The organism is Verticiella alkaliphila (assembly GCF_018904615.1).
GTDB lineage: Bacteria > Pseudomonadota > Gammaproteobacteria > Burkholderiales > Burkholderiaceae_B > Verticiella > Verticiella alkaliphila.
On the sequence record NZ_JADCNH010000020.1, the window covers coordinates 1 to 21,247 of the forward strand.

19 protein-coding genes are annotated in these 21,247 nt (G+C 68.2%); 11 read left to right on the forward strand and 8 right to left on the reverse strand.

Annotated features, from left to right (window positions below):
• Positions 1-395: 395 nt before the first annotated feature.
• The gene (locus IMZ29_RS13535) at positions 396-2,576 is read left to right on the forward strand and encodes a DUF6351 family protein (RefSeq protein ID WP_216184814.1); all 2,181 of its coding nucleotides are present in this window, start codon (positions 396-398) and stop codon (positions 2,574-2,576) included.
• Between the two features lie 11 nt (positions 2,577-2,587).
• On the opposite strand, the gene IMZ29_RS13540 is transcribed toward IMZ29_RS13535, so the two are convergent.
• Positions 2,588-3,496, reverse strand: a complete 909-nt coding sequence (locus IMZ29_RS13540) for a DUF72 domain-containing protein (protein WP_216184818.1) — start codon at positions 3,494-3,496, stop codon at positions 2,588-2,590.
• A gap of 57 nt (positions 3,497-3,553) precedes the next feature.
• On the opposite strand from IMZ29_RS13540, the gene IMZ29_RS13545 reads away from it, so the two are divergent.
• The 4 genes from IMZ29_RS13545 to IMZ29_RS13560 all read left to right on the forward strand — a co-directional run bounded on the left by IMZ29_RS13545 (position 3,554) and on the right by IMZ29_RS13560 (position 8,242).
• Positions 3,554-5,626: an ATP-dependent helicase gene (locus IMZ29_RS13545; RefSeq protein ID WP_216184821.1), complete on the forward strand. Its 2,073-nt coding sequence runs from the start codon at positions 3,554-3,556 to the stop codon at positions 5,624-5,626.
• A gap of 68 nt (positions 5,627-5,694) precedes the next feature.
• Positions 5,695-6,306: a superoxide dismutase gene (locus IMZ29_RS13550; RefSeq protein ID WP_216184824.1), complete on the forward strand. Its 612-nt coding sequence runs from the start codon at positions 5,695-5,697 to the stop codon at positions 6,304-6,306.
• 94 nt (positions 6,307-6,400) lie between these two features.
• A complete protein-coding gene (locus tag IMZ29_RS13555) occupies positions 6,401-7,219 on the forward strand; it encodes a ZIP family metal transporter (RefSeq protein ID WP_371820265.1) in 819 nt (272 codons plus the stop codon).
• A 3-nt stretch (positions 7,220-7,222) separates the two neighbouring features.
• Positions 7,223-8,242, forward strand: a complete 1,020-nt coding sequence (locus IMZ29_RS13560) for a magnesium and cobalt transport protein CorA (RefSeq protein WP_216184829.1) — start codon at positions 7,223-7,225, stop codon at positions 8,240-8,242.
• A gap of 51 nt (positions 8,243-8,293) precedes the next feature.
• Here the strand turns inward: IMZ29_RS13560 and IMZ29_RS13565 are convergent, their stop codons facing one another.
• Positions 8,294-9,022: a DNA-3-methyladenine glycosylase gene (locus tag IMZ29_RS13565; protein ID WP_216184831.1), complete on the reverse strand. Its 729-nt coding sequence runs from the start codon at positions 9,020-9,022 to the stop codon at positions 8,294-8,296.
• Positions 9,023-9,071: 49 nt separating this feature from the next.
• Here IMZ29_RS13565 and IMZ29_RS13570 point away from each other — a divergent pair, with 49 nt between their 5' ends.
• The 4 genes from IMZ29_RS13570 to bamC all read left to right on the forward strand — a co-directional run bounded on the left by IMZ29_RS13570 (position 9,072) and on the right by bamC (position 13,247).
• On the forward strand, positions 9,072-10,370 hold the full coding sequence (locus IMZ29_RS13570) for a phospholipase A (RefSeq protein WP_216184833.1): 1,299 nt from the start codon (positions 9,072-9,074) through the stop codon (positions 10,368-10,370).
• A complete protein-coding gene (locus IMZ29_RS13575) occupies positions 10,370-10,999 on the forward strand; it encodes a thermonuclease family protein (protein ID WP_216184834.1) in 630 nt (209 codons plus the stop codon). Before IMZ29_RS13570 ends, IMZ29_RS13575 begins: the two co-directional genes overlap by 1 nt.
• A 121-nt stretch (positions 11,000-11,120) precedes the next feature.
• Positions 11,121-12,017 carry a 4-hydroxy-tetrahydrodipicolinate synthase gene (gene dapA / locus IMZ29_RS13580; RefSeq protein ID WP_216184836.1) on the forward strand — a complete coding sequence of 299 codons (897 nt, stop codon included), beginning with the start codon at positions 11,121-11,123 and terminating at the stop codon, positions 12,015-12,017.
• 90 nt (positions 12,018-12,107) lie between these two features.
• Positions 12,108-13,247 (forward strand): NlpB/DapX family lipoprotein, encoded by a 1,140-nt coding sequence (gene bamC, locus IMZ29_RS13585; RefSeq protein ID WP_216184839.1) that lies wholly within the window; start codon positions 12,108-12,110, stop codon positions 13,245-13,247.
• Between the two features lie 107 nt (positions 13,248-13,354).
• Here the strand turns inward: bamC and IMZ29_RS13590 are convergent, their stop codons facing one another.
• Genes IMZ29_RS13590 through yjgA form a run of 3 tightly spaced genes read right to left on the reverse strand, consistent with a single transcriptional unit; the run spans position 13,355 to position 15,140 of the window.
• A complete protein-coding gene (locus IMZ29_RS13590) occupies positions 13,355-13,819 on the reverse strand; it encodes a universal stress protein (protein ID WP_216184842.1) in 465 nt (154 codons plus the stop codon).
• Between the two features lie 56 nt (positions 13,820-13,875).
• Positions 13,876-14,553: an alpha/beta hydrolase gene (locus tag IMZ29_RS13595; protein WP_216184844.1), complete on the reverse strand. Its 678-nt coding sequence runs from the start codon at positions 14,551-14,553 to the stop codon at positions 13,876-13,878.
• Positions 14,550-15,140 (reverse strand): ribosome biogenesis factor YjgA, encoded by a 591-nt coding sequence (gene yjgA, locus IMZ29_RS13600; protein WP_216184847.1) that lies wholly within the window; start codon positions 15,138-15,140, stop codon positions 14,550-14,552. Before yjgA ends, IMZ29_RS13595 begins: the two co-directional genes overlap by 4 nt.
• 64 nt (positions 15,141-15,204) lie before the next feature.
• On the opposite strand from yjgA, the gene pmbA reads away from it, so the two are divergent.
• Both pmbA and IMZ29_RS13610 read left to right on the forward strand, forming a co-directional pair.
• Positions 15,205-16,560, forward strand: coding sequence for a metalloprotease PmbA (gene pmbA / locus IMZ29_RS13605; RefSeq protein WP_216184850.1), 1,356 nt, complete (start codon positions 15,205-15,207; stop codon positions 16,558-16,560).
• Positions 16,561-16,605: 45 nt separating this feature from the next.
• Positions 16,606-17,415 (forward strand): NRDE family protein, encoded by an 810-nt coding sequence (locus IMZ29_RS13610; protein WP_216184853.1) that lies wholly within the window; start codon positions 16,606-16,608, stop codon positions 17,413-17,415.
• 21 nt (positions 17,416-17,436) lie between these two features.
• On the opposite strand, the gene IMZ29_RS13615 is transcribed toward IMZ29_RS13610, so the two are convergent.
• The 3 genes from IMZ29_RS13615 to IMZ29_RS13625 form a co-directional block, all read right to left on the reverse strand.
• Entirely contained in the window at positions 17,437-18,978 is a 1,542-nt protein-coding gene (locus IMZ29_RS13615; RefSeq protein WP_216184856.1) for an acyl-CoA-binding protein, read from the reverse strand.
• Positions 18,979-18,980: 2 nt separating this feature from the next.
• Positions 18,981-20,267, reverse strand: coding sequence for an MASE1 domain-containing protein (locus IMZ29_RS13620; protein ID WP_216184859.1), 1,287 nt, complete (start codon positions 20,265-20,267; stop codon positions 18,981-18,983).
• A 104-nt stretch (positions 20,268-20,371) separates the two neighbouring features.
• Complete coding sequence (locus IMZ29_RS13625) at positions 20,372-21,049, reverse strand: GntR family transcriptional regulator (RefSeq protein ID WP_216184862.1); 678 nt, start codon at positions 21,047-21,049, stop codon at positions 20,372-20,374.
• Positions 21,050-21,247 lie beyond the last annotated feature (198 nt).

Sequence of the window (21,247 nt, forward strand, 5' to 3'; positions counted from 1 at the left end):
CACGCCCCCGCACGCCCGCTGCGTTGAGTGCGGTGGCGCGCTGGGCCCGGGCGCTGGCCTTTGCCGGAGCCCTGGGGGCATCGGCCGCGCACGCCGCTTCCGCCCCTTCCACTGGTCGCGCTGCCCCTGCACCGGCCCAGCCTGACGCACAGAGTCTGATCCTGCAGCCAGCGCAGATCTCGCCACGCAGCGGACCGGCACCATCGCCCGCGGCTGAGCCGGCTGCACCGCCCAGCCCGGAGGCTGCCGAGAAGGGGGCGGCGAGCGAACCTGCCGCAGTTGCCGCCCCACAGCCAGCGCCCATGCCGTCGTCGCCGACGCCAGCGCCGCCGTCCGCGCCTTCTGCGCCTGCTGCGTCGTCCGGGGGAGCTCTTGCCGTCAGCATCACACCGCAGGTGCTGTCTTCCCGGGCCGACATGGTGAGCGGCGGCGACGTGCTCATCCGTGTGCCTGTGCCGTCGCCCTACGCACCGCAGGACATCACCGTCCATCTGGGCACCACTGACATCACACGTCACTTCGTCGTATCGCGCGATCGCCAGCTCATCGGCCGCCTGACCGGCCTGCAGGTCGGGTCCGCGGTACTGCAGGTGCGGGTGCGAGGGGAGGAGGCAGGCTCGCTCACCCTGGTCAACCACCCGGTGAGCGGTCCGCTCTTCGCCGGTCCCCAGGAGCAACCCTTCATCTGTCAGACGACGGAGTTCAGCCTGCCGGGCGGCACGCGCCTGGGCGCGCCGCTGGATGCGAACTGCACGATCGCCACGCGGGTGGATTATTACTACCGGCCCGAGGGCGTGACGGGCGGGGTGCTACGCCCGTTGCCCGAAGGGGAGACGCCCCCGGCGGACGTCGCCACCGTCACGCGGGAGGGCCAGGCGGTGCGCTATATCGTGCGCCTGCAGACGGGCACGGTGAACCGGGCCATCTATCAGATCGCCGTGCTCCATGATCCCTACGAGGATCCAGACGTGACGCCGTGGCGCGGCTGGACGGGCTGGAACAACCGTCTCGTCTTCGCCTTCGGGGGCGGTTGCAATGGCGGCTGGTACCGGCAGGGCGCCTCGGTGGGCGACGTGCTCAATGCGCACATGATCGAGCAGGGGTATGCGGTGGCCTCATCCTCGCTCAACGTCTTCGGCAACAACTGCAATGAACTGCTCGCGGCCGAGACGATGGCCATGGTGAAGGCGCGCTTCATCACGACCTTCGGCGTGCCACGCTTCACGATCGGCTGGGGCTGCTCGGGTGGCTCCTACCAGCAGCACTACATCGCCGACGCCTACCCCGGGTTGCTCGACGGCATCATCCCGGGCTGCAGCTTTCCCGATCTGCTCGCCACCATCACCATGCTGGCCGACGTGACGCTGATGCGGCACTACTTCCAGAGCGATGAGAGCCTGCCCTTCAGCGCAGACCAGCAACGCGTGGTGGCGGGGGTGGCAAGCCTGGCGACGCTGCAGAATCCGGACATCGAACGCGGGGTCAAGCGCATTGCCGCCACCGGCATCGTGCCCGACGGGCTGCCGCGCACCTTGCTCTTCGACCCGGCGAGCAATCCATCAGGCGTGCGCGTGGACGTGTTCTCCCACGGCATCAATGTCTTCGGCCGGGATCCGGATAGCGGCAGTGCCCTGCGCCCGCTGGACAACGTGGGCGTGCAGTACGGGCTGCAGGCCTTGAAGGGTGGGCAGATCTCCATGGCCCAGTTCCTTGATCTGAACGAGAAGATCGGCGGCTTCGATCGCTATGGGACGCACTCGACGGAACGCTCGCAGGGCGCGCCCGGCGCCCTGCAGGCGGCCTATGCGGCGGGGCTCGTCACCGGCAAGGGCGGGCTCGCGAACATCCCGATCATCGATTACCGGGCCTACACGGACGATCTGCCCGCGGGCGACATGCACCTGCGCTATCACTCGTTCTCGCTGCGCTCGCGCCTGGCGGGCACTTCCAGCGCAGCGGCCAATCACGTCATGTTCGTCGAGGACGCGCGCCATGGGCTGTACTCGACGGCAAGCCCCTTGCTGCGCCGTGCCCTGGCCGCGATGGATGCATGGCTCACCGCCATCGATCAGGATATGGCGCCCGGCTCGCCGGTAGAGAAGGTGGCGCGCAATCGGCCCGAGCACCTCGTGGACACCTGCATGACGCGCGATGCCACGCCCACGGCCGTCGAGGAGCCCATGAATGCCCTGGGTGGACGCTGCGCCACGCTGTACCCGGCGCCCGCCGGGGCCCACGTGGCAGCGGGTGCACCGATCGCGGGGGATGCACTCAAGTGCCGATTGCAGCCGCTGGATCCGGCCGCGTACCCGGTGGCGCCGACGCCGGCGCAATGGGAGCAGTTGCAGCGTATCTTTCCGCAAGGCGTGTGCGACTGGAGCCGGCCGGGCGTGGGGCAGGATCAACGCGGCACGGCCTGGGCGCGGTATCCGTCCCGGCCCGTCATTCCTGCCGCGGCGGGCAGTGCGGCCACGGGTGCCGGCTTGGCGAGTGCGCCTGCGGCCGTGCCCGCCGCAGCCGATACCGCACGCGGGGTCGAGTCCACGGCCGCCATGGCCGCAAGCGCTGCGCGCTGACGGGGTCGGCCTCAGCCCAGGGCGTCGAGGGCCTGCACGATACCCCGGGCGTTGACCACGCCCTGGTCGTCGCGATTGGTGTTCACGACGACATGCAGGCGCTTCGCTTGGGCCGCGAGCAGGCGCGCCGATTCGGCAAGCTCCGCCAGCTCCTGCGGCGTATACACGTAGTCGAAGCGGCCGCCCGAATGGCCGCCGGCGTGATCCCAGGCGCGGGTGTTGCGGCCATGCAGACGCACCATGGCGATGTCAGGGTGTGTCGCGGCCCAGATGGCCGGCACTGTGCGCTCACCTACCTGGGGCGCGTCGACCACCACGTGTACCGCCCCCACATCCCGCAGCAGGCCCAGTGTGTCGGCGGTGGCGCGCTCATCCGCGAACCAGCTGCGGTGCCGGAATTCGAAGGCCGGGATGAGGCCTTCCAGACCGCGAGCACACGACAGCACCTGCTGGCGACCGGCCACATTGGCACGGACCCAGCCCGGCAGCTGACAGAGCACTGTGCCGAGCCGGTCAGCCTGGCGCAGGGGCTCGATGCCCAGCGTGAAGCGATGCCACAACTCGCGCAACGCCGTCGCGGGCAAGGCATTCGGCAGGATCGTCGCGTCCGGCGGCCCGTCGAACGCCTCGCGGACCTCGGCGGGCAGGGCGCGCAGGGGCGTCGGGTGGCCCGTCAGCGCACGAAACGCCTTGACGTTGATCGTGAATCCCTCAGGGCTGCGCTGTGCCCAGCCGTGGGTCATGACCGGGTCCGGCATCCCGTAGTAGGTGGCGTCGATCTCCACCAGGGGGAACTGGCTGGCGTAATAAGGCAGGCGCTGCGCCGGGCGGGTGACCTCGGGCGGGTAGAAGCGCCCGGTGGCGAGCAGGCCGCGATCCGCGAACGAGGCCGTACCGACGAGGATGGTCGAAGATGGCATGATGTCTGTACGAATATCCAGTATCGTATCCATTTTGCCGTGTGCCGTGGTGCCCTGATGTCCGACCCTGTTTCTCCTGATCCGCTGGACAGCCTCAACCCCGAGCAGCGTCGTGCAGCCACCTTCGGCGCCGAAGGGCCCGGGCTGCCGCCGCCGCTCCTCGTGATCGCGGGGGCGGGCTCCGGCAAGACCACGACGCTCGCCCACCGGGTGGCGCATCTGCTGCGTCAGGGGGCGGATCCGCATCGTCTGCTGCTCCTCACCTTCTCCCGGCGCGCGGCACAGGAGATGGAGCGTCGCGTGGGCGCCGTGCTGCAGCAGTCCCTTGGGCGCGAAGGCACCCCGCCAGCCCTGCCGTGGGCCGGCACCTTCCACGCCGTGGGTGCAAGGCTGCTGCGGCAGTACGCCGGCCGCATTGGCTTGTCCGAGGATTTCAGCATCCACGACCGGGGCGACGCCGAGGACCTGATGGGTATGGTGCGTCAGGCCCGAGGCCTCGATGCGCAGGCGCAGCGCTTTCCCTTGAAGGGCACGTGTCTCGCGATCTACTCGCGGGTCGTGAACAGCCAGCAGCCGCTGGGCGACGTGCTGCATCAGGCGTTCCCCTGGTGTAGCGCCTGGGCAGGCGAGCTGCATGCGCTCTTCGGTGCCTACGTCGAGGCCAAGCAGGCCCAGCAGGTGCTCGATTACGACGACTTGTTGCTCTACTGGGCGGGCATGATGGCCGAGCCTGCCATCGCGGCCGAACTCGACGCGGCCTTCGATCACGTGCTGGTGGACGAGTATCAGGACACCAATCGCCTGCAGTCTGCGATCCTCCTGGGCATGAAGCCGCACGGGCGCGGCGTCACGGTGGTGGGCGACGATGCGCAGTCGATCTACGGCTTTCGCGCGGCGACCGTGCGCAACATCCTGGACTTCCCGGGGCACTTCACGCCGCCTGCGGACATCATCGCACTGGAGCGCAACTACCGCTCGACCCAGCCCATTCTCGCGGCGTCCAACGCCGTGATCGCGCGCGCGGCCGAGCGTCATGCCAAGACGCTCTGGACGGACCGCGAGGCGAGCCAGCGGCCGGAGCTGGTCAACGTGTCGGACGAAGCGGGCCAGGCCCGCTGGGTTGCCGATCAGGTGCTCGAGCGGCGCGAGGAGGGCGTGCGTCTGACCTCGCAAGCCGTGCTATTCCGTACGGCCACGCACAGCGCGATGCTCGAGCTGGAGCTCGTGCGGCGCAATATTCCGTTCAAGAAATTCGGCGGCCTGCGCTTTCTCGAGGCCGGCCACATCAAGGACGTCCTGTCGCTGTTGCGCTGGGCGCAGAATCCGCGTAACCGGCTGGCCGGGTTCCGGGCGGCTCAACTCGTCCCGGGCATCGGGCCCGCGCGCTCGGCCCGGCTGCTGGACGCCATGGCAGCGCACGCCGAGCCAGTCAGCGCGCTGGCCGAATTCGATCCCGGTGCCGGTGCGGCACAGCCTTGGGCCGCCTTCGCCGGCGTGATCCAAGCCTTGGCCCGCACGCCGGCCTGGCCGGCCGATCTGGAGCGGGCGGTGGCCTGGTACGACGAGCAGATCGAGCGCCTGCACGACGAGGTGCCCGTGCGGCGCAAGGATCTGGAGCAGCTCGTGCGCATCGCCGCGACGTATCCCACGCGCGAGCGCTTTCTCACGGATCTCGCCCTCGATCCGCCCGATGCCACGAGCGGGGAATCCGGCGTGCCCTCGCGCGACGAGGATTACCTCATTCTCTCCACCATCCATTCGGCCAAAGGGCAGGAGTGGCACAGCGTGTATCTGCTGAATGCGGTCGATGGCTGCATCCCGTCGGATCTGGCCACGGGCGAGACCGAGGAGATCGAGGAGGAACGCCGCCTGCTATACGTAGCTCTGACGCGAGCCAAGACCCGGTTGCAGCTGGTGGTGCCGCAACGCTTCTACATCCGCCAGCAGGGTCCGGGCGGCGACCGCCACGTGTATGCGGCCCGCACGCGTTTCATCGAAGACGGCATGCTTGCACTGTTCGAACGCAAACCCACCGCGCCCTTGCCGCCCGGCATGGCACAGGCGCCGCCGGAGCCCGGACGAGGCCCGGCGATCGATCTGGCGGCCCGCATGCGGGCTCACTGGCGCTAGGGGGTGACAGTTCGGTATCATCGGTGCAGTAATGCCGAATTGCTACTCATTTTCATTTGGAGAAGGTCATGGCTTACACGCTGCCGAAGTTGCCTTATGCCTACGATGCGCTGGAACCCAACGTCGATGCTCAGACGATGGAGATCCACTACACCAAGCATCACCAGACCTACATCAACAACCTGAACGCCGCGCTCGAGAGCGCCAAGGTCGCCGAGCAGCCCGTCGAGAAGCTCATCGCGAACATCGACGCGCTGCCCGAATCCATCCGCACGGCGGTGCGCAACAATGGGGGCGGCCATGCCAACCATTCGCTCTTCTGGACGGTGATGTCGCCCAACGGTGGCGGTGCGCCCTCGGGCGCCCTGGCCGCGGCGATCGACAAGGATCTCGGCGGTCTCGACGCGTTCAAGGAGGCCTTCACCAAGGCGGCCACGAGCCGGTTCGGCAGCGGCTGGGCCTGGCTTTCGGTCGACAAGAGCAAGAAGCTCGTCGTGGAGAGCACCGGCAACCAGGACAGCCCCCTCATGACCGGCAATACGCCGATCCTCGGCCTGGACGTGTGGGAGCATGCCTACTACCTGAAGTACCAGAACCGTCGCCCGGAATACATCGCCGCGTTCTACAACGTGGTCGATTGGGACGAGGTGGCCCGCCGCTACGAGGCCGCCATCGCCTGACAGGTGACGCATGCACCCGCTGGAATCCGCCCGTCCCTCCTCGCGCACCCACTGGGTGCGCCGCAGTCTTGGCCTGTGCATCGTCGGTGCCGGCATGCTGATCCTGATGTACCAGGTGTGGCAGGCCCTGTGGCAACCTGACAGTGTGGTGATGGACGCGTTGCTGGGTGGGTTGGTGGCTGCGGGTGCGACCGCATTGGGCGCTGTCCCGGTGCTGTTCTCGCAGCGGTTGTCCGAGCGCACGCAGGATTCGCTGTTCGGATTCGGGGCCGGCGTCATGCTGGCCGCCTGTGCGTTCTCGCTCGTCATTCCCGGTATCGCGGCTGCCCAGGCGCAGGGTGCGGGGCAATGGGGGGCGCCGGGCATCATGGCCGCTGCCGTGCTGCTCGGGGCAGCCTTGCTGCTGCTGCTCGATCGGGCGTTGCCTCACGAGCATTTCATCAAGGGCCTCGAAGGGCGCGAGGCTGCGCGCCTGCGCCGGGCGTGGCTCTTCGTCTTTGCCATCGCCTTGCACAATCTGCCGGAGGGGCTCGCCATTGGCGTCGCCTTCGCCGGCACGACGGGGCCTCAGGCCAGCGCGCTCACCACCGGTATTGCGATCCAGGACGTGCCGGAAGGACTCGTGGTCGCGCTCGCGCTGGTCTCGGCCGGCTATTCCCGTGTGTTTTCGGTCGTGCTCGCAGCCGCGACAGGGCTGGTCGAGCCCCTCGGTGCGGTGCTCGGCGCCACCATCATCGGTGTCTCCGAAGCCCTGCTTCCCTGGGGGTTGGGCATCGCCGCCGGCGCCATGCTGTTCGTCATCAGCCACGAGATCATCCCGGAGTCCCATCGCAAGGGGCACGAGGTGAGCGCCACGGTCGGGCTGATGATAGGCTTTGTCCTCATGATGATGCTGGACACCGCGCTGGGGTAGGTCATGGTGGATGCGGGCGAGCAGGGGGGCGACGCCGGGCTGGCGGCCCGGGAAGGCGAGGTGGTCGCGTGCGTCGCCTACGTGGACGGGCGGCGCGTGGCCGATGTGCCGCTCGAGGACATCGAGACGCATGTGAGCGACAAGCGCGGCCTGCTCTGGATCGGACTCTTCGAGCCGCGCCCCGAGCTCGTCGTGGACGTGGCAAGGCGCCTGGGGGCGACCGACCAGGCCATCGACGAGCTCTGTGAAGGACACCGCCGCCCGCGCCTCATCGACTTCGGCCATGAGCTCCTCGTCGTGGCCACGACCGTGGGCACGATCGAGAACCGCTTCGTCTTCGGCACCACGCTGTTCCTCATCGGCAAGGGCTTTCTGCTCACTGTGCGCCGAGGGCCGTCGAGCCCCTTCAGCGGCGTGCGCCGCAGGCTCGAGGCCGCGCCCGAGCTTCTGTCGCACGGCAGCGGCTATGTCGCGGCCGAACTGCTTGATCTGCTCGTCGATGGCTACTTCCAGACCGCCAACGATCAGGAAGCCCGCATCGAGAATCTCGAGCAGAAGCTCTTCATCCGGGGCATGACGGACGCGGACATTCGCAAGCTCTACCGCCTGCGCCGCGACCTGCTGCGGTTTCGCATCTCCATTTCGCCGCTGGCCGACGTCTGCCGCAAGCTCTCGCGCGTGGACACGCCCGAGATCGACCCCATCGGGCGGCCATACTTCACGGAAGTCGCCGAGCGCGTGCAACGCGTCACCGAGCTCGTCGATGCCTTGCGCGAAGCGCTGGCCTTCGCCTTCGAAGCGAGCCTGATGCTCGGGCAGAGCCAGCAGAACGACGTCGTGCGCCGGCTTGCCGCCTGGGCAGCCATCCTGGCGGTGCCCACGGCCATCGCGGGCATCTACGGCATGAATTTCCAGAACATGCCTGAACTCAGCTGGCGTTATGGCTATCCGCTGGTGATGAGCGGGATGGCCGCGGTGTGCGGCGCGCTGTACGTCGGGTTCAAGCGCGCCAAGTGGCTGTGACGCCAGGCAGGCCGGCGCGCCGCGCGCGGGGCCAGCGGGCGCGACGTCGGTCTATCCGACAGCCTTGACCGTCGTCACGCGGGTGTAGTGCACGCCTTCCTGCTGGCCCCGCCGCAGCGGATTGCGCGTGGCGTAAGGCGCAAAGCCCGCATCGACGAAGCGGTACGGCAAGTGCTCGTCGCGTCCCGTAGGAATGCCCAGGCGCGTCGTCTGGATCACGGCGCCAGGCTCGGCCCCGACGTCCTCCAGGAAGAAATCCTCCGTGAACCATCGACCGTTCCACTCGGGTACCCGCAAGCCGAGGGCGCGGCAGAGCAGTGTCTGCCCCGCGCACAGCGCCGAGGGCGGGCGCGGGCTGCCGTCGAACCGCGGATTGAGCGCCTGCATGCGCGCGAGCGACGCCGGGCCGCTGCGCTCGTCCTGCCAGGGATGGCCGGATTTGATGAGGACGGCGTTGCCGGCGCCATGCGCACCGATATTGAGGGAATCGCCGCCGCGGGCATAGTAGAGGTACAGCATGCCGCCCGTCTCCTCGAAGAGCGGCGCGCGCTTGGCCGTGAAGCCCAGCGAGGCATGGCTGCCCCGTTCGTCCAGGCAATAGGCCTCGGTCTCGATGATGCGCGCGGACAGCCACAGACCGTCCAGGCGTCGGCGCAATACCTTGCCGAGGAGCGCCTGGGCGAGCGCGAGCGGCGGCTGGTCGAAGAAGGCGTGGGGCAGGGCAGGCGGGCCTGGCCAGGGCGGGTGTTGTATCGCGGAAACGGTGGTGCGCGCAGTCATGGCAAACAGTGTAAGCTCGCCCAGCACCCCCTCCTGTCGAGTTCCCCCCATGCTCCGTTTTGCCCCGCTCGCCCTGGCCCTGGCCGGTGCGGCAGCCCTGCCCGTGGCTCACGCGGGCACCACGTTCCAGCTCGATCGCCCCCAGGCCGCCCCGGGCGAGACGGTCGAGATCCGTGCCGTGTTCTTCAACGACACGCCCAGCGCGGCCAACTGGACGCCGGCCCGCCAGCTCGTGCTGCAGTGGCGTGCGCCGAGCGGGCAAAGCCTGCGCACGCTCGCCTACCTGGCGGGCGAGCCCGTCACCTCCAGTGTCCCCGTGAACAACTTCGCGCGCATGAGCTGGCGCGCTGTGGTGCCGCACGGCGTGGATGGACTGCAGGCGGTCTCGATCGAGGGCGAGCCAGCACTGCTCGCGCTGGACGTGAGCACGCGCGAGCGCAGCCCCGTGGCAGGCACGCCGGCCTTGGGGCCCATCGTGGACGTTGGCCGCCCGGATGGCACGCCGGGCACCGGCGCACCGCTGCCGCCCGCGGCCACGGCAGGCCTGGGCGAGAACGCCACCGTGGGCCCGGCGCCCGTGGCGGCCGGATCGGCGGGTCAGCAGCCATATTCCACCGCCGCGTGGGAGCATTTCCGCAATGCCTTGTCGCCCTACGAGCCGGTGTACTTCGTCGTGGGCACGCGCGGCGGCACCAATGCACGCTTTCAGATCAGCCTGAAGTACCGGCTCTTCCAGCCGCCTGTCGATCGCCCGGCGACCTTTCACGAGAATCTCTATCTCGGCTATACGCAGACCTCGCTCTGGGATCTGGACAGCCCCTCCAAGCCCTTCTACGACACGACGTACAACCCCAGCCTCTTCTGGATGAAGGACAACGTCTGGCAATCGGCCTCGCAGCGCTGGTTCGTCGGCATGAATGCGGGCGTCGAGCACCAGTCCAACGGGCGCGACGGCGAGGAGTCCCGCTCGTTCAACGCGTTCTACGCCCAGCCCTCGCTGAATTACCGCTTCGATGGCGGCAGCACCCTGAGCTTCGCGCCGCGCCTGCGCAAGTACTTCGCTGTCGCGAGCGAGAATGCGGACGTGGCCGACGTGCGCGGCCGCGTGGCCTGGCACCTGGCCTGGGCGCAGGACGACGGGGCCATGATCTCGGGCCTGTGGCGTGACGGCAAGGGCGGACGCGATTCCTACCAGGTGGATGTCGCCTGGCCGCTGCGCGACACCTGGCTCTCGAACATGAACGGCTACTTGCATCTGCAGTACGTGAACGGTTATGGGCAGAGTCTGCTCGACTACAACGTGCGCCAGCCCGATCAGTTCCGGGTCGGGCTGATGCTGGTGCGCTGATGACACGTGGGCCGAGCCCTCGCGCACGCACGTTGGGGCAGGGCAGCCTGCTTGCCCTGCTGGCGTTCGCCACCACGCTGGCCGCGCCGCCGGCCGGGGCAGCCAGCGTCGGCGCGTTCGCGGCACCCGGGTCGCGGGTCGCGCCTGCGGTGGCGCCCACCCACCGGCTCGCAGGCCGCATCGTTCGGGTGATCGATGGCGACACGGTGCGCATGGTGCTTGCCGATGGGAGCCAGCGCACGATCCGCCTCGCGAGCATCGACGCGCCCGAGACGGGCGGCGGCCAACGTCCGGGCCAGCCCTACGGGCAGGCCGCGCGGCGCGAGCTCACCCGGCTCGTCGAGGGCAAGACGCTGACGGCCGTCTGCCACGACGTCGATCCGCACCGGCGCGACGTCTGCGATCTGCCGCTGCCCGAGGGGGTCACCGCCAATCAGGTGATGGCAGGCGCAGGGCTCGCCTGGGCCAACCGCGAGCGCAGGGGCGCCTTTCTGCGCGATCCGGCCGTGGCGGTGGCCGAGGATGCCGCCCGCCGCCAGCGACGCGGGCTGTGGGCCGATTCCGATCCGGTCGCCCCCTGGCGCTGGCGCCACGTCTGCTGGCGCGAAGGCCGTTGCAACGGCTCGTAGCATGCAGGGAAGTCCCCGCGTGCGGCCCAGCCCGGTAAGCAGGTAGAATCCCCGTTTCCGCCATTCTGTTCTCAGCCGTCGCCGGCTCCTGTGCCCGGCGTCTGCCAAGGGAGTTTTCACCATGAACGCTGTTGCCGCGCAGCCCCTCCAGGGCAGCATCGTGGCAATCGTCACACCCATGCTGCCGGACGGCAGCCTGGATTACGATGCATACCGTCGCCTGCTCGACTGGCACGCGGCCGAGGGCACCTCGGCCATCGTCGCCGTGGGCACCACGGGCGAATCCCCCACCGTCTCCATGGAGGAGCACGCCGAGATGATCCGCGTGACCGTGGAGCACGTGGCCAAACGGATGCCGGTGATCGCGGGTGTGGGTGGCAACTCCACGGCGGAAGCCATCGAGCTCGCGGGCTACGCCAAGAAGGCAGGGGCCGATTACGGTCTGCAGGTCGTGCCTTACTACAACCGTCCCACGCAGGAAGGCATGTACCGCCATTTCCGCGCGGTGGCCGAAGCGGTGGATCTGCCCACCATCCTGTACAACGTGCCGGGCCGCACCGTGGCCGATCTGGCCACGGACACCACGCTGCGTCTGGCTGAGGTGCCCGGTATCGTCGGCATCAAGGACGCCACGGGCGATATCGTGCGCGGCACGGATCTGTTGCGCCGCCGTCCGAAGGGCTTTGCGGTCTACAGCGGGGATGATCCGACCGCAGCCGCCCTGATGCTGCTGGGCGGCGATGGCAACATCTCCGTCACGGCCAACGTCGCCCCGCGCGAGATGGCCGATCTGTGTGCCGCCGCCATCGCTGGCGACGTGCCGCGCACCCGCGAACTGAACGAGCGCCTGTTCCTGCTGAACCGCGCGCTCTTCCTCGAGGCCAACCCGATCCCCGTCAAATGGGCGCTCGCCCAGATGAGCAAGACGGAATTGGGTTATCGTTTGCCGCTGTGCGAGCTGGATGCGCGGCATCATGAGGCCGTTCGCCAGGCCCTCGTCTCGGCCGGCGTGCTCTAGGCACCGCCCGCCGCGCGACACCGGTGCGGGCAGACGCCAGGTCTGCCCCGCCCGTCGCACTTTCCGTCGTTCCACATGAGAGCTTCGTTAATGACCAGAGAATTGCGCATCGCCGGCGCCGTTGTGGTGGCGGTGGCGTTGACCGGCTGCAACGCGTTCAATCAGTTCCTCGGCAGAGAAGACGCCATCGACTACCAGAGCGCCACGCCCACGCGCGGCTCTTTGTCGGTGCCGCCCGATCTCACGCAGGTGCCGGCCAACACGCGCTACCAGGTGCCGCAAGGCCCGGGTGGCACGTCGTTCTCGCAGTACGCCACGGATCAGGCGCAGCGTCGCGCCGACGCCGGTACGGCGCAAGGCTCCGCGGTCCTGCCGCAACGCTCCGACATCACGGTCGAACGGGATGGCACGACGCGCTGGCTGAGCGTCAACATGCCGGCCAATCAGGTCTTCGAACGTGCCCTCGAGTTCTGGCGCAGCCAGGGCTTCGCCATCCGTTCGCAGAACGGCCAGGCCGGCCTCATCGAAACGGACTGGGCCGAGAACCGCGCGAACATCCCGCAGGACATCATTCGCCGCACGGTGGGCCGGGTCTTCGACCAGGTCTGGGACAGCGGCCAGCGCGAGCTCTTCCGCACGCGCCTGGAGCGCGCGCCGGACGGCCGCATCGAGGTCTACTTCTCGCACCAGCACATGGTCGAGGAAGTGATCAACGAATCGCAGACCAAGTGGGTGCCGCGCCCTTCCAACCCGGAACTGGATGCGGCCATGCTGAGCCGCTTCATGGTGTTCCTGGGCGCCGAGGAAGAGCGCGCGAAGGCCGAGATGCAGGTGGCGGCCGCTGCTGGCCAGCCGCAAGGCATGGCACAGAGCGCACAGGCCGTGCGCAGTGGCAGCACGCTCGACATCCCCGAGGGCTTCGACCGCGCTTGGCGCCGTGTCGGCCTGGCCCTGGACCGTGGCAATTTCACGGTCGAGGATCGCGATCGCGCCGCAGGCCAGTACTACGTGCGTTATGTGGACGTCGACGCGCAACAGACCGAAAAGCCGGGCTTCTTCAGCCGGATGTTCGGTTCGCGCCAGCCGGCCCAACAGCCGCAGTACCGCGTCCAACTGTCCGACGTGGGTGGCACCACCCGTGTCACCGTCCTGAACGCGGATGGCCAGCCCGATTCCAGCGCGACCGCCGGTCGCATCCTGGAAGTCCTGCAGCAGCAGCTGCGCGACTGATCGGCACGGCAGGACGGCGGCGTCTGCTTCCGTCCTGCCTGGAATGAAGAAGGGCCGTCAGCGGTAACGCTGACGGCCCTTCTTGCATGCGGTGTCCCGGTGTGGGATCAGCCCTTGGCGTCCTGCACGCGATAGACCAGCACCGCGACCGTCGAGAGCGACAACACCTTGGCCGTGACGCTGCCCAGGAGCAGACGCGACAGGCCACTGCGGCCGTGGCTACCGATGAAGATCAGATCGCAGTGGTTTTCCTGCGCGGCCTGGACCACGCCATCGGCCACGTTGAAATTCGACACCGAGCACGATTCGGCGATCACGCCTTCGGCAGCGGCTTTGTCGAGCACGGTGCGCAAGTACTCTGCGGCCTGTTCCGCAGCCGCCTTCTCATACGATTCATCGGTGATGGCATAGGCCGCGGCCATGCCGTCAAAGCCGATGGTGGCGGCGAACGGCTGGGTGACGTGCAGGGCGACGACTTGCGCGCCGACAGACTTGGCGAAAGCAATGCCAGCCGTCGCGGACTGGACTGCCAGTGGAGAACCGTCCGTCGGGATCAGGACTTTCTTGAACATGGTGGCACTCCTCAAGGCTTGCAAAAGGTAGCGTAAGTTAACACCCAACCGTTCAGTTATGCGAGCACTTGGCGCAAGAAGGCAGCGATATCCGCGATTTCCTGTGGATGCACCGAATGCGGCATCGGATACTCGTGCCAGCTGACAGGGTGGCCCAGTGCCTGCAGCGCATCCAGCGAGGCCTTGGCCCGCGCATACTGCACCACCGGATCCTGGGTGCCGTGGGCCAGGAAGATCGGCGTCTGACGATTGGCCTCGTGACGCTCGGCCTCCAGGAGATCTGCCAGAGGCAGATACCCGGACAGGCCCACCAGGCCGGCGAGTGCCTTGCCGTAGCGCAGCCCGGTGTGCAGTGTCATGGCGCACCCCTGCGAGAAGCCGGCGAGCACGATGTGGCGTGCTTCGATGCCGCGCGCCAGCTCGCGTTCGATCAGGGCGACCACCTGCCGTTCGGAGGCGCGGATGCCATCGGCATCCTCACGCCGCGTGAGATCGGTGCCGATGATGTCGTACCACGCGCGCATGGCCATGCCGCCATTGATCGTGACCGGCATGATGGCCGCGTGCGGGAACACGAAGCGCACGTCCGGCAGGCCTGTGAGATCGAGCTCGGGCACGATGGGCGCGAAATCGCGGCCGTCGGCGCCCAGGCCGTGCAGCCAGATGATGGCGCGTTGCGGATTGGGGCCGGTTTGCAGTTCGATGGCTTCGAGCAGGGGGGCAGAGGCGGTCATGGCGATTCCGGCGAGGGCGCGGTGGCGTCGTCGCGCTGTTGTTTGATGGCCTGGAAGAGGGCGCGATAGTGCTTGCGCTGGGCCTCGCGGCCGTCGGGCAGTGCCGCGTTGGTGGCGGCTTCCTTGCGGGCCGCGCGGATCAGCGAGCGCAGTTGCTGGACGTCGGCGTTCGGATAGGCGGCGATGAAGGGTGTGAGCGCCTCGTCGTCGTCCATCAGGCGATCGCGCCAGCGCTCCAGTTCATGAAAGTACCTGGCCTGCTCGCGCGTGCCATTCTCCCAGATGTCGAGCTGCGCTTCGATGGCCGGGCCATCGGCATCGCGCATGAGCTTGCCCACGAATTGCAGCTGCCGCCGCCGCCCCTCGTGCGCCGTGATGCGCTGGGCTTCGTGGATGGCCTCGAGCAGCCGCTCGGACAGCGGCAGTTGCGCGAGCTTGTCGCGCGACAGATCGACCAGACGCACACCCAGCGCCTGCAAGGCGGTCATGTCGCGCTTGCGCTGGGATTTGCTCGGGCCGCTGTAGCGGGGTTCGTCGTCCTCGGAAATCCGAGGTTCGTCAGGCGGCGCGGTGCGGGAACGGGGCATGGAAGGAAAACGACTGGCACACAATTGGCTATGATAACTGTCCAACCCCCATTCAGCAGAGCCCATGTCCGCTTCGTTCATCGCCGACAACGCCCCGCAGTTCCGCGAACTGGTGCAGCAGGTGCTGCAGCAGGCGCGTGAGGTCGGTGCCACCGACGCCGCCGCCGAGGTGTCCGAGAGCCAGGGGCTGTCGGTCTCCGTGCGGCAGGGCGACGTGGAGACGGTGGAGCAGACACGCGATCGTTCCCTGGACGTCACCGTCTACGTCGGCCAGCGTCGCGGGTCGGCCTCCACCTCGGACTTCTCGCCGGCCGCGCTGGCCGATACCGTGCGGGCCGCCTGGCACATCGCCAGCCACACGGCTGAGGATCCGGCGGCGGGGCTGCCGGATGCTGATGACCTCTTTCTTGGCGACGCCCCGGATCCCGCGCTCTATCATCCGTGGGACATCGATGCGGATGACGCGGCGAAGCTCGCGCTGCGCGCCGAGCGCGCGGCCCTGGACACGGACCGGCGCATCGCCAACTCCGATGGCGCGTCGGTGAACACCTACGTCGGCCACTTCGTGATGGGCAATACCCGTGGCTTCCTGGGCGGCTATCCCTATTCGCGGCACAGCCTGTCCGTGGCGCCCATCGCCGGTCGCGGCGAGAACATGCAACGCGACGACTGGTATTCGAGCCAGCGTGATCCGGCGCTGCTCGCGAACCCCGAAGCCGTGGGGCGCTACGCCGCCGAACGCGCGCTCTCGCGCCTGTCGGCGCGCCGCATCCGCACGGGCCGCTATCCGGTCCTCTTCGAGGCGCCGCTCGCCTGTGGTCTCTTGGGCGCCTTCACGCAAGCCATCAGCGGCGGCGCGTTGTATCGCCGCTCGAGCTTCCTGCTCGACGCCCTGGGCAAGCCTGTGTTCGGCGAGCACATCGACGTGAAGGAAGATCCGCACATGCCGGGCGCGCTCGGCACGGCGTTCTTCGACGACGAGGGTGTGCGGACCGCGCCGCGCGACCTGGTCGTGGCGGGTGAGCTCCAGGGCTATCTGCTCTCGACCTACACCGCGCGCAAGCTCGGCATGCACACCACGGGCAATGCCGGCGGTTCGCACAATCTCTTTCTCACCTCGCGCCTGACGAGCCCGCAGGACGACTTCGCCGCCATGCTGCGCAAGCTGGGCACGGGCCTGCTCGTCACCGAGCTCATCGGCCAGGGCGTGAACTACGTCACCGGTGACTACTCGCGCGGCGCGTTCGGCTACTGGGTGGAGAATGGCGTGATCCAGCACGCGGTGCAGGAGATCACCATCGCCGGCAACCTGCGCGACATGTTCGCGACCCTCGCTGCCATCGGCGCGGACGTGATCGTGCGTGGCACCAAGAGCACGGGGTCCATCCTGATCCCGGAAATGGCCGTCGCGGGCGCCTGAGCCCCGCGCCATGGCCGCCGCCGTGCATCCCGGGTCCCGACAGCCATGTGCCTGATTGCCTTCTCCTGGAATCCCGGCGCCGACATGCCTTTGCTGCTGCTGGCCAATCGCGACGAGTTCTATGCACGCGCGTCCAGCCCGGCAGAGTGGTGGCAACACGTCCCCGGCGTGTGGGGCGGACGCGATCTGGAGGCCGGCGGCACCTGGATGGGCATCACCCAGAAGGGGCGCTTCGCGGCGCTGACCAACTTTCGCAGCGGCGTCCCGCACCCGACCCACGCCCGGTCGCGCGGCATGCTGGTGGCGGAGTTCCTCGATAGCGATACCACGCCCGCCGATTACGCGCAGGCCGTCATGGCCGACGCTGACGCCTACAACGGCTTCAATCTCATCGTCGGCGACATCTACGGTGTGGACGGTGCCGCGCCGTCGCTCTGGTACTGTGGCAACCAGGCAGGCGCGCAGGCGCGCGCGCTGCCCGCGGGCCTGTACGGCCTGTCCAACGCGGTGCTGGATACGCCCTGGCCCAAGCTCACGCGTCTGAAGGCGCGACTCTCGGGCGTGGGCGGGTCACGCGACGATCTCGTCGACGTGTGCATGGCTTTCCTGAGCGATCCGACCCCCGCTGACGACAGTGATCTGCCCGTCACCGGCATCTCGCGCGAGCGCGAGCGTGCGCTCTCGCCGGTGTTCATCGTCAGCCCCACCTATGGCACGCGCGCGCAGACGGTGGTGCGCGCCGATCGCAGCGGCATGATCGAAGCCACCGAGCGCAGCTACGAATCGGCAGCGCAGGCGAGTGCCCTGCAGCCGGCTGCCGTGCGCCGCATGCGCTTCATGGTGCCGGCGGGCTGAGCGCCCGCGCGGCACGATGCGTCATTCGCCCGCGCGCAGACTCTGCACGAGGCTGATGTACTGGCGCTTGGCGTCATCCTGCGAGACGCCTGCCAGTGCGGCCCAGGCATCGTACTTGGCACGGCCGATCGGGTCTGTGAAGCCCGGGCGATCGCCGCCCGCGTCGCCTTCGCTGCCCTGCTTGAAAAGTCCATACAGTTGCAGCAGGGTCTGGTTGCCCGGCCGGTTGGCCAGGCCCTTCACGTCCTGTGTGGCCTGGGTGAAGGCGTTCGGCAATTCGGCTGCGGGCAGGGCAGCGGCTTCGGGGCTGATCGGGTGAGTCTGCATGCGTTTTCCTCCTGGAGATGACGCCACGCCCTGCGTCCAGAGCGCATCGTCGTGGGCGGGGTCGTCCGGCGTGTAGATGACGTGCACGATGCGCCCGTTGCGCACCCGGATGGATTGCATCCCGCTCGCCTCGCGTGCCGCCGCGCCTGTACCGACGCGAAACGTCATGCTCACGCGAGCCGTCTGCGTGACGGCGTCATACGCGGGGGCGCCAAAGGCACTCACCGCAAACGTGCCGCCCGAGTGCTCCATCAAGCGCGAGAAGAGGTCGATGAGCTGGCTGCGCTCCACGTAGTCACCCGCCACGGGGTGATTCCCGGGTTGCTCCCACCGCGCGTTCGACGCAAAAAGCGGGAACAGCGTCTCGTAGGCCTGGTCCTTCATGGCCGCGAGGAACGTGCCGATGAGCGCCTCGCCGTCGGCGGCGCTCATCGGCACATCGGGCTCTTCCACCGTCTGGCGCTGGATGCTTGCCGGATCGATGACGAAGAAGGTCAGCACGCGCTGGGCCACGGCCTCGCGGTCGTTGTCCACGCAGATCATGTGGTAGCTGTTCTCCAGCACCTCGAGCTCGGCGCGCTGAAAGCGCTGCTTGAGGAACTGCGCCGAGCGCAGACTGGTGAGTTCATCCTCACGGGCGTGCACGATGAGCGCGGGGCAGGCGATCTCGTTCGCGCCGCGCATCACCCAGCGGCGCAGACGGTCTACCTGGCGCACGCAGGCAAGCGGCACCCAGCGATAGTGAAAGGCTTCGCCGCGTTCGAACTTTGCCTTGACGATGGCGCGCACGAGTTCGTTCTTGATGCCGAAGGGGTCTTCCTCCTCGACCTTCATGCGCGCGGGCACACCCGGGACGTAGTACAGCAGGTGGCGCAGCATCGTGTACCAGGGCGTGCTCCAGCCATCGATGTAGATGGGCGGAGCGAGCGTGACCAGATGCCCCTTGGTGTGCTTTTCGCGCCGGCACAGCTCGATCGCGAGCAGCGAACCCATGCACATGCCCATGACGTGCAGGGTCTCGTGCTGGTCCACCACCTCGCGATACTTGGCCGTGACGGCGGCGATCCAGTCCTCGGCCTTGATCGAGACAAGATCCTCGGGTTGGCCGCCGTGTCCGGGCAGGGTGAGCGAGTGGGTCTCGATGCCAGCCCGTTTCAGGATCTTGTGCATCGAGCCGAGGTCGTACTGGGTGCCCCCCAGTCCGTGAATGAGCAATGCGCCGGTGGCGGATGCCATGATCAGACCTGACGCTCGTGGCTGCCGATGCGGTAGAGACCGGCCACCACGGCCAGCTCGCCATCGGCGTCGGCGAGTGGCGATCCGATATCCGTCACGCTGCGCCAGCCCCCTTCGGCATGGGCGATGCGGTACTGGATGGAGCCCTGGTCAGCGGGCAGCGCGCTGGCGCGTGCCGTCCAGAAGACCTTCACGCGTTGACGATCCGCCGGATGCACGTGCGAGAGCAGGGCTTCCACGCTGTCGATCTGTTCGGGATTCATCCCGAACGCCGACTCGAGATCCCCGCCCCATTCCAGCAGGTTGCGGTAGGGATCGTAGCGGTACATGAGCTGGTTGCTGCCGGCCAGTGCGAGTTCGAAGCGGGCGCGCCACGCGGCGGCCTGCTCCAGGGCCAGCTCCCGCGTGCTGCGCAACGTGTTCAGCAGCATCATCAGTACCGCGATCGCGGCCAGATAGACCTGGGCCTCCAGGATCGATTCACCGCGTTGGCCGTCGAGCGAGGCGAAGGGGCCGTCGCCTTGCGAAGTCTGCAGCAGCACCTGCAGCGCGAGCGCGAGCACGGCCAGCGAGCCGCCACGCGGCCCCCAGATGAGCCCGACGACCACCACGAGCAGCATGGGCAGCCAGGTGAGGGCAAAGCCCACGCTGCCCGAGAAGCGGGTGGCCGTGTTCCCGTCGAACAGATAGAAGGAGCTCGCGAGCAAGGCGATGAAGGCCAGCAGCCCGACCTGGAAATCCCGGCGCGAGGGGCCGCCGCTGCGGCGTGGCCGAAACTGCGCCCAGCCCAGCACGAGCGGCGCGACGACGTGGATGCCGACGAAATCCGCGATGGCCCAGTGCAGGGCAGTCGCAGCGAAAGCCACCTGCTCCGCATAGGAGATCCAGGCGACGTCGACCACGGCATTGAGCACTGCGCCCGCCGCTGAGCCGGCCAGCAGCGCACCGACGAAGCCGATGCCACGCCGAGCCGGCGACAGCCGCTGCACGAGCCAGGCCGTGAGCACGGTGGTGCCGGTGGCCACGAGGGCCAGTACGAGCAGGGTCAGCCACATCTCGCCGCGCAATCCCCGCAGCAGCAGCTCCGCGATCAGGATGGCTGCGATGGTGTCCGGCCAGCGCTCACTGCGCACCAGGAGCAGCGCGGCCACGCCCAGGCCGGTCGGCAGCCACACATAGGACACACTGCTCAGCGGGTCATCCAGATGCCAGGAGACGAGCCCGAGCAGGAAGTACGGCACCAGCCACGCGGCGGCGGCGATGAGGCGCGAGGAGGGAGCAGAAGCCATGGGTGTGTCCGTGAAAGCGCGGACGCCGCCCGGGTCGGGGGCGCATCGCCGGACTATACACTGCGTATCCAGTTGCTACGCCACCCTGTCAGGATGTCACTGTCCTAGCCTGAAGTGGTCGCCCCGGGCTCACCGAGCGACGCGATCAGGTCCGCGTAGACCGTCCCGCCCACGGTGATGTGCTCGCGCATGGCCTGGTGGGCCGCGTCTTCATCGCCCGCCAGCACGGCCTGCAGCACGCGGGCATGCTCGGCGCACGAGACGGCGATGCGGCCCGGGTGGTCGAACGTGTTGCTGCGCAGGCTGCCCATGCGTCGGCGCATCGTCCGGATCTGCTCGGTCAGGATGTCGTTGCGGCTGCCCGCGTAGAGCACCGCATGGAAATGCGCATTGGCTTCCGCATAGTCCGTGCGCGAATCCGCGCGCACAGCGGCCTCGCCTTCGGCATAGGCGGCCGACAGCGCCTCGCGTTCCGCGATGCTCATGCGACGCGTGGCCAGCCGCGTGGCCAGCGCTTCCAGCTCGACCAGGATCTCGGCCATCGCCACGTACTCCCGGGCCGAGGGCACGCGCACGACCGCCCCCTGGCGGGGGGCACGACGCACCAGCCCCGCATGGTCGAGCAGACGCAGCGCCTCTCGGGCGGGCGTGCGCGACACTGCGAAGCGTTCAGCGATCAATGCCTCATCCAGACGGCTGCCCGCCTTCAGACGCCCCTTGAGGATGTCCTGTTCGAGTTCGGCGAAGACTTTGTCGGCCAGGCTGCGGCGCGGAGAGCTCATGAGTGGGAAAGACGCGGCAATGAATGCATTCAAGGGCTTAGCAGTATACGCAGCCGTCCGCCAGGCGGGCCGCGCCGGTTTGCGTATGACCTGGGCGGAGGAATGTACGCATTGACAGTCAATTTGAGCACAGATAGAGTTTATAAAAATACATAAAGTTGATTTGGGAATTCCTTATCGCTGGATTTGAATTCAGGA

Bases quoted from the DNA above. Each gene is read 5' to 3' on its own strand.
- IMZ29_RS13615 (WP_216184856.1), bottom strand. From the start codon at position 18,978: ATGGCATCCGCCACCGGCGCATTGCTCATTCACGGACTGGGGGGCACC.
- IMZ29_RS13590 (WP_216184842.1), bottom strand. From the start codon at position 13,819: ATGTTCAAGAAAGTCCTGATCCCGACGGACGGTTCTCCACTGGCAGTC.
- IMZ29_RS13545 (WP_216184821.1), top strand. From the start codon at position 3,554: ATGTCCGACCCTGTTTCTCCTGATCCGCTGGACAGCCTCAACCCCGAG.
- IMZ29_RS13595 (WP_216184844.1), bottom strand. From the start codon at position 14,553: ATGACCGCCTCTGCCCCCCTGCTCGAAGCCATCGAACTGCAAACCGGC.
- IMZ29_RS13620 (WP_216184859.1), bottom strand. From the start codon at position 20,267: ATGGCTTCTGCTCCCTCCTCGCGCCTCATCGCCGCCGCCGCGTGGCTG.
- IMZ29_RS13555 (WP_371820265.1), top strand. From the start codon at position 6,401: ATGCTGATCCTGATGTACCAGGTGTGGCAGGCCCTGTGGCAACCTGAC.
- IMZ29_RS13565 (WP_216184831.1), bottom strand. From the start codon at position 9,022: ATGACTGCGCGCACCACCGTTTCCGCGATACAACACCCGCCCTGGCCA.
- bamC (WP_216184839.1), top strand. From the start codon at position 12,108: ATGACCAGAGAATTGCGCATCGCCGGCGCCGTTGTGGTGGCGGTGGCG.
- IMZ29_RS13540 (WP_216184818.1), bottom strand. From the start codon at position 3,496: ATGCCATCTTCGACCATCCTCGTCGGTACGGCCTCGTTCGCGGATCGC.
- IMZ29_RS13570 (WP_216184833.1), top strand. From the start codon at position 9,072: ATGCTCCGTTTTGCCCCGCTCGCCCTGGCCCTGGCCGGTGCGGCAGCC.
- IMZ29_RS13575 (WP_216184834.1), top strand. From the start codon at position 10,370: ATGACACGTGGGCCGAGCCCTCGCGCACGCACGTTGGGGCAGGGCAGC.
- pmbA (WP_216184850.1), top strand. From the start codon at position 15,205: ATGTCCGCTTCGTTCATCGCCGACAACGCCCCGCAGTTCCGCGAACTG.
- IMZ29_RS13550 (WP_216184824.1), top strand. From the start codon at position 5,695: ATGGCTTACACGCTGCCGAAGTTGCCTTATGCCTACGATGCGCTGGAA.
- IMZ29_RS13610 (WP_216184853.1), top strand. From the start codon at position 16,606: ATGTGCCTGATTGCCTTCTCCTGGAATCCCGGCGCCGACATGCCTTTG.
- IMZ29_RS13560 (WP_216184829.1), top strand. From the start codon at position 7,223: ATGGTGGATGCGGGCGAGCAGGGGGGCGACGCCGGGCTGGCGGCCCGG.
- IMZ29_RS13625 (WP_216184862.1), bottom strand. From the start codon at position 21,049: ATGAGCTCTCCGCGCCGCAGCCTGGCCGACAAAGTCTTCGCCGAACTC.
- yjgA (WP_216184847.1), bottom strand. From the start codon at position 15,140: ATGCCCCGTTCCCGCACCGCGCCGCCTGACGAACCTCGGATTTCCGAG.
- dapA (WP_216184836.1), top strand. From the start codon at position 11,121: ATGAACGCTGTTGCCGCGCAGCCCCTCCAGGGCAGCATCGTGGCAATC.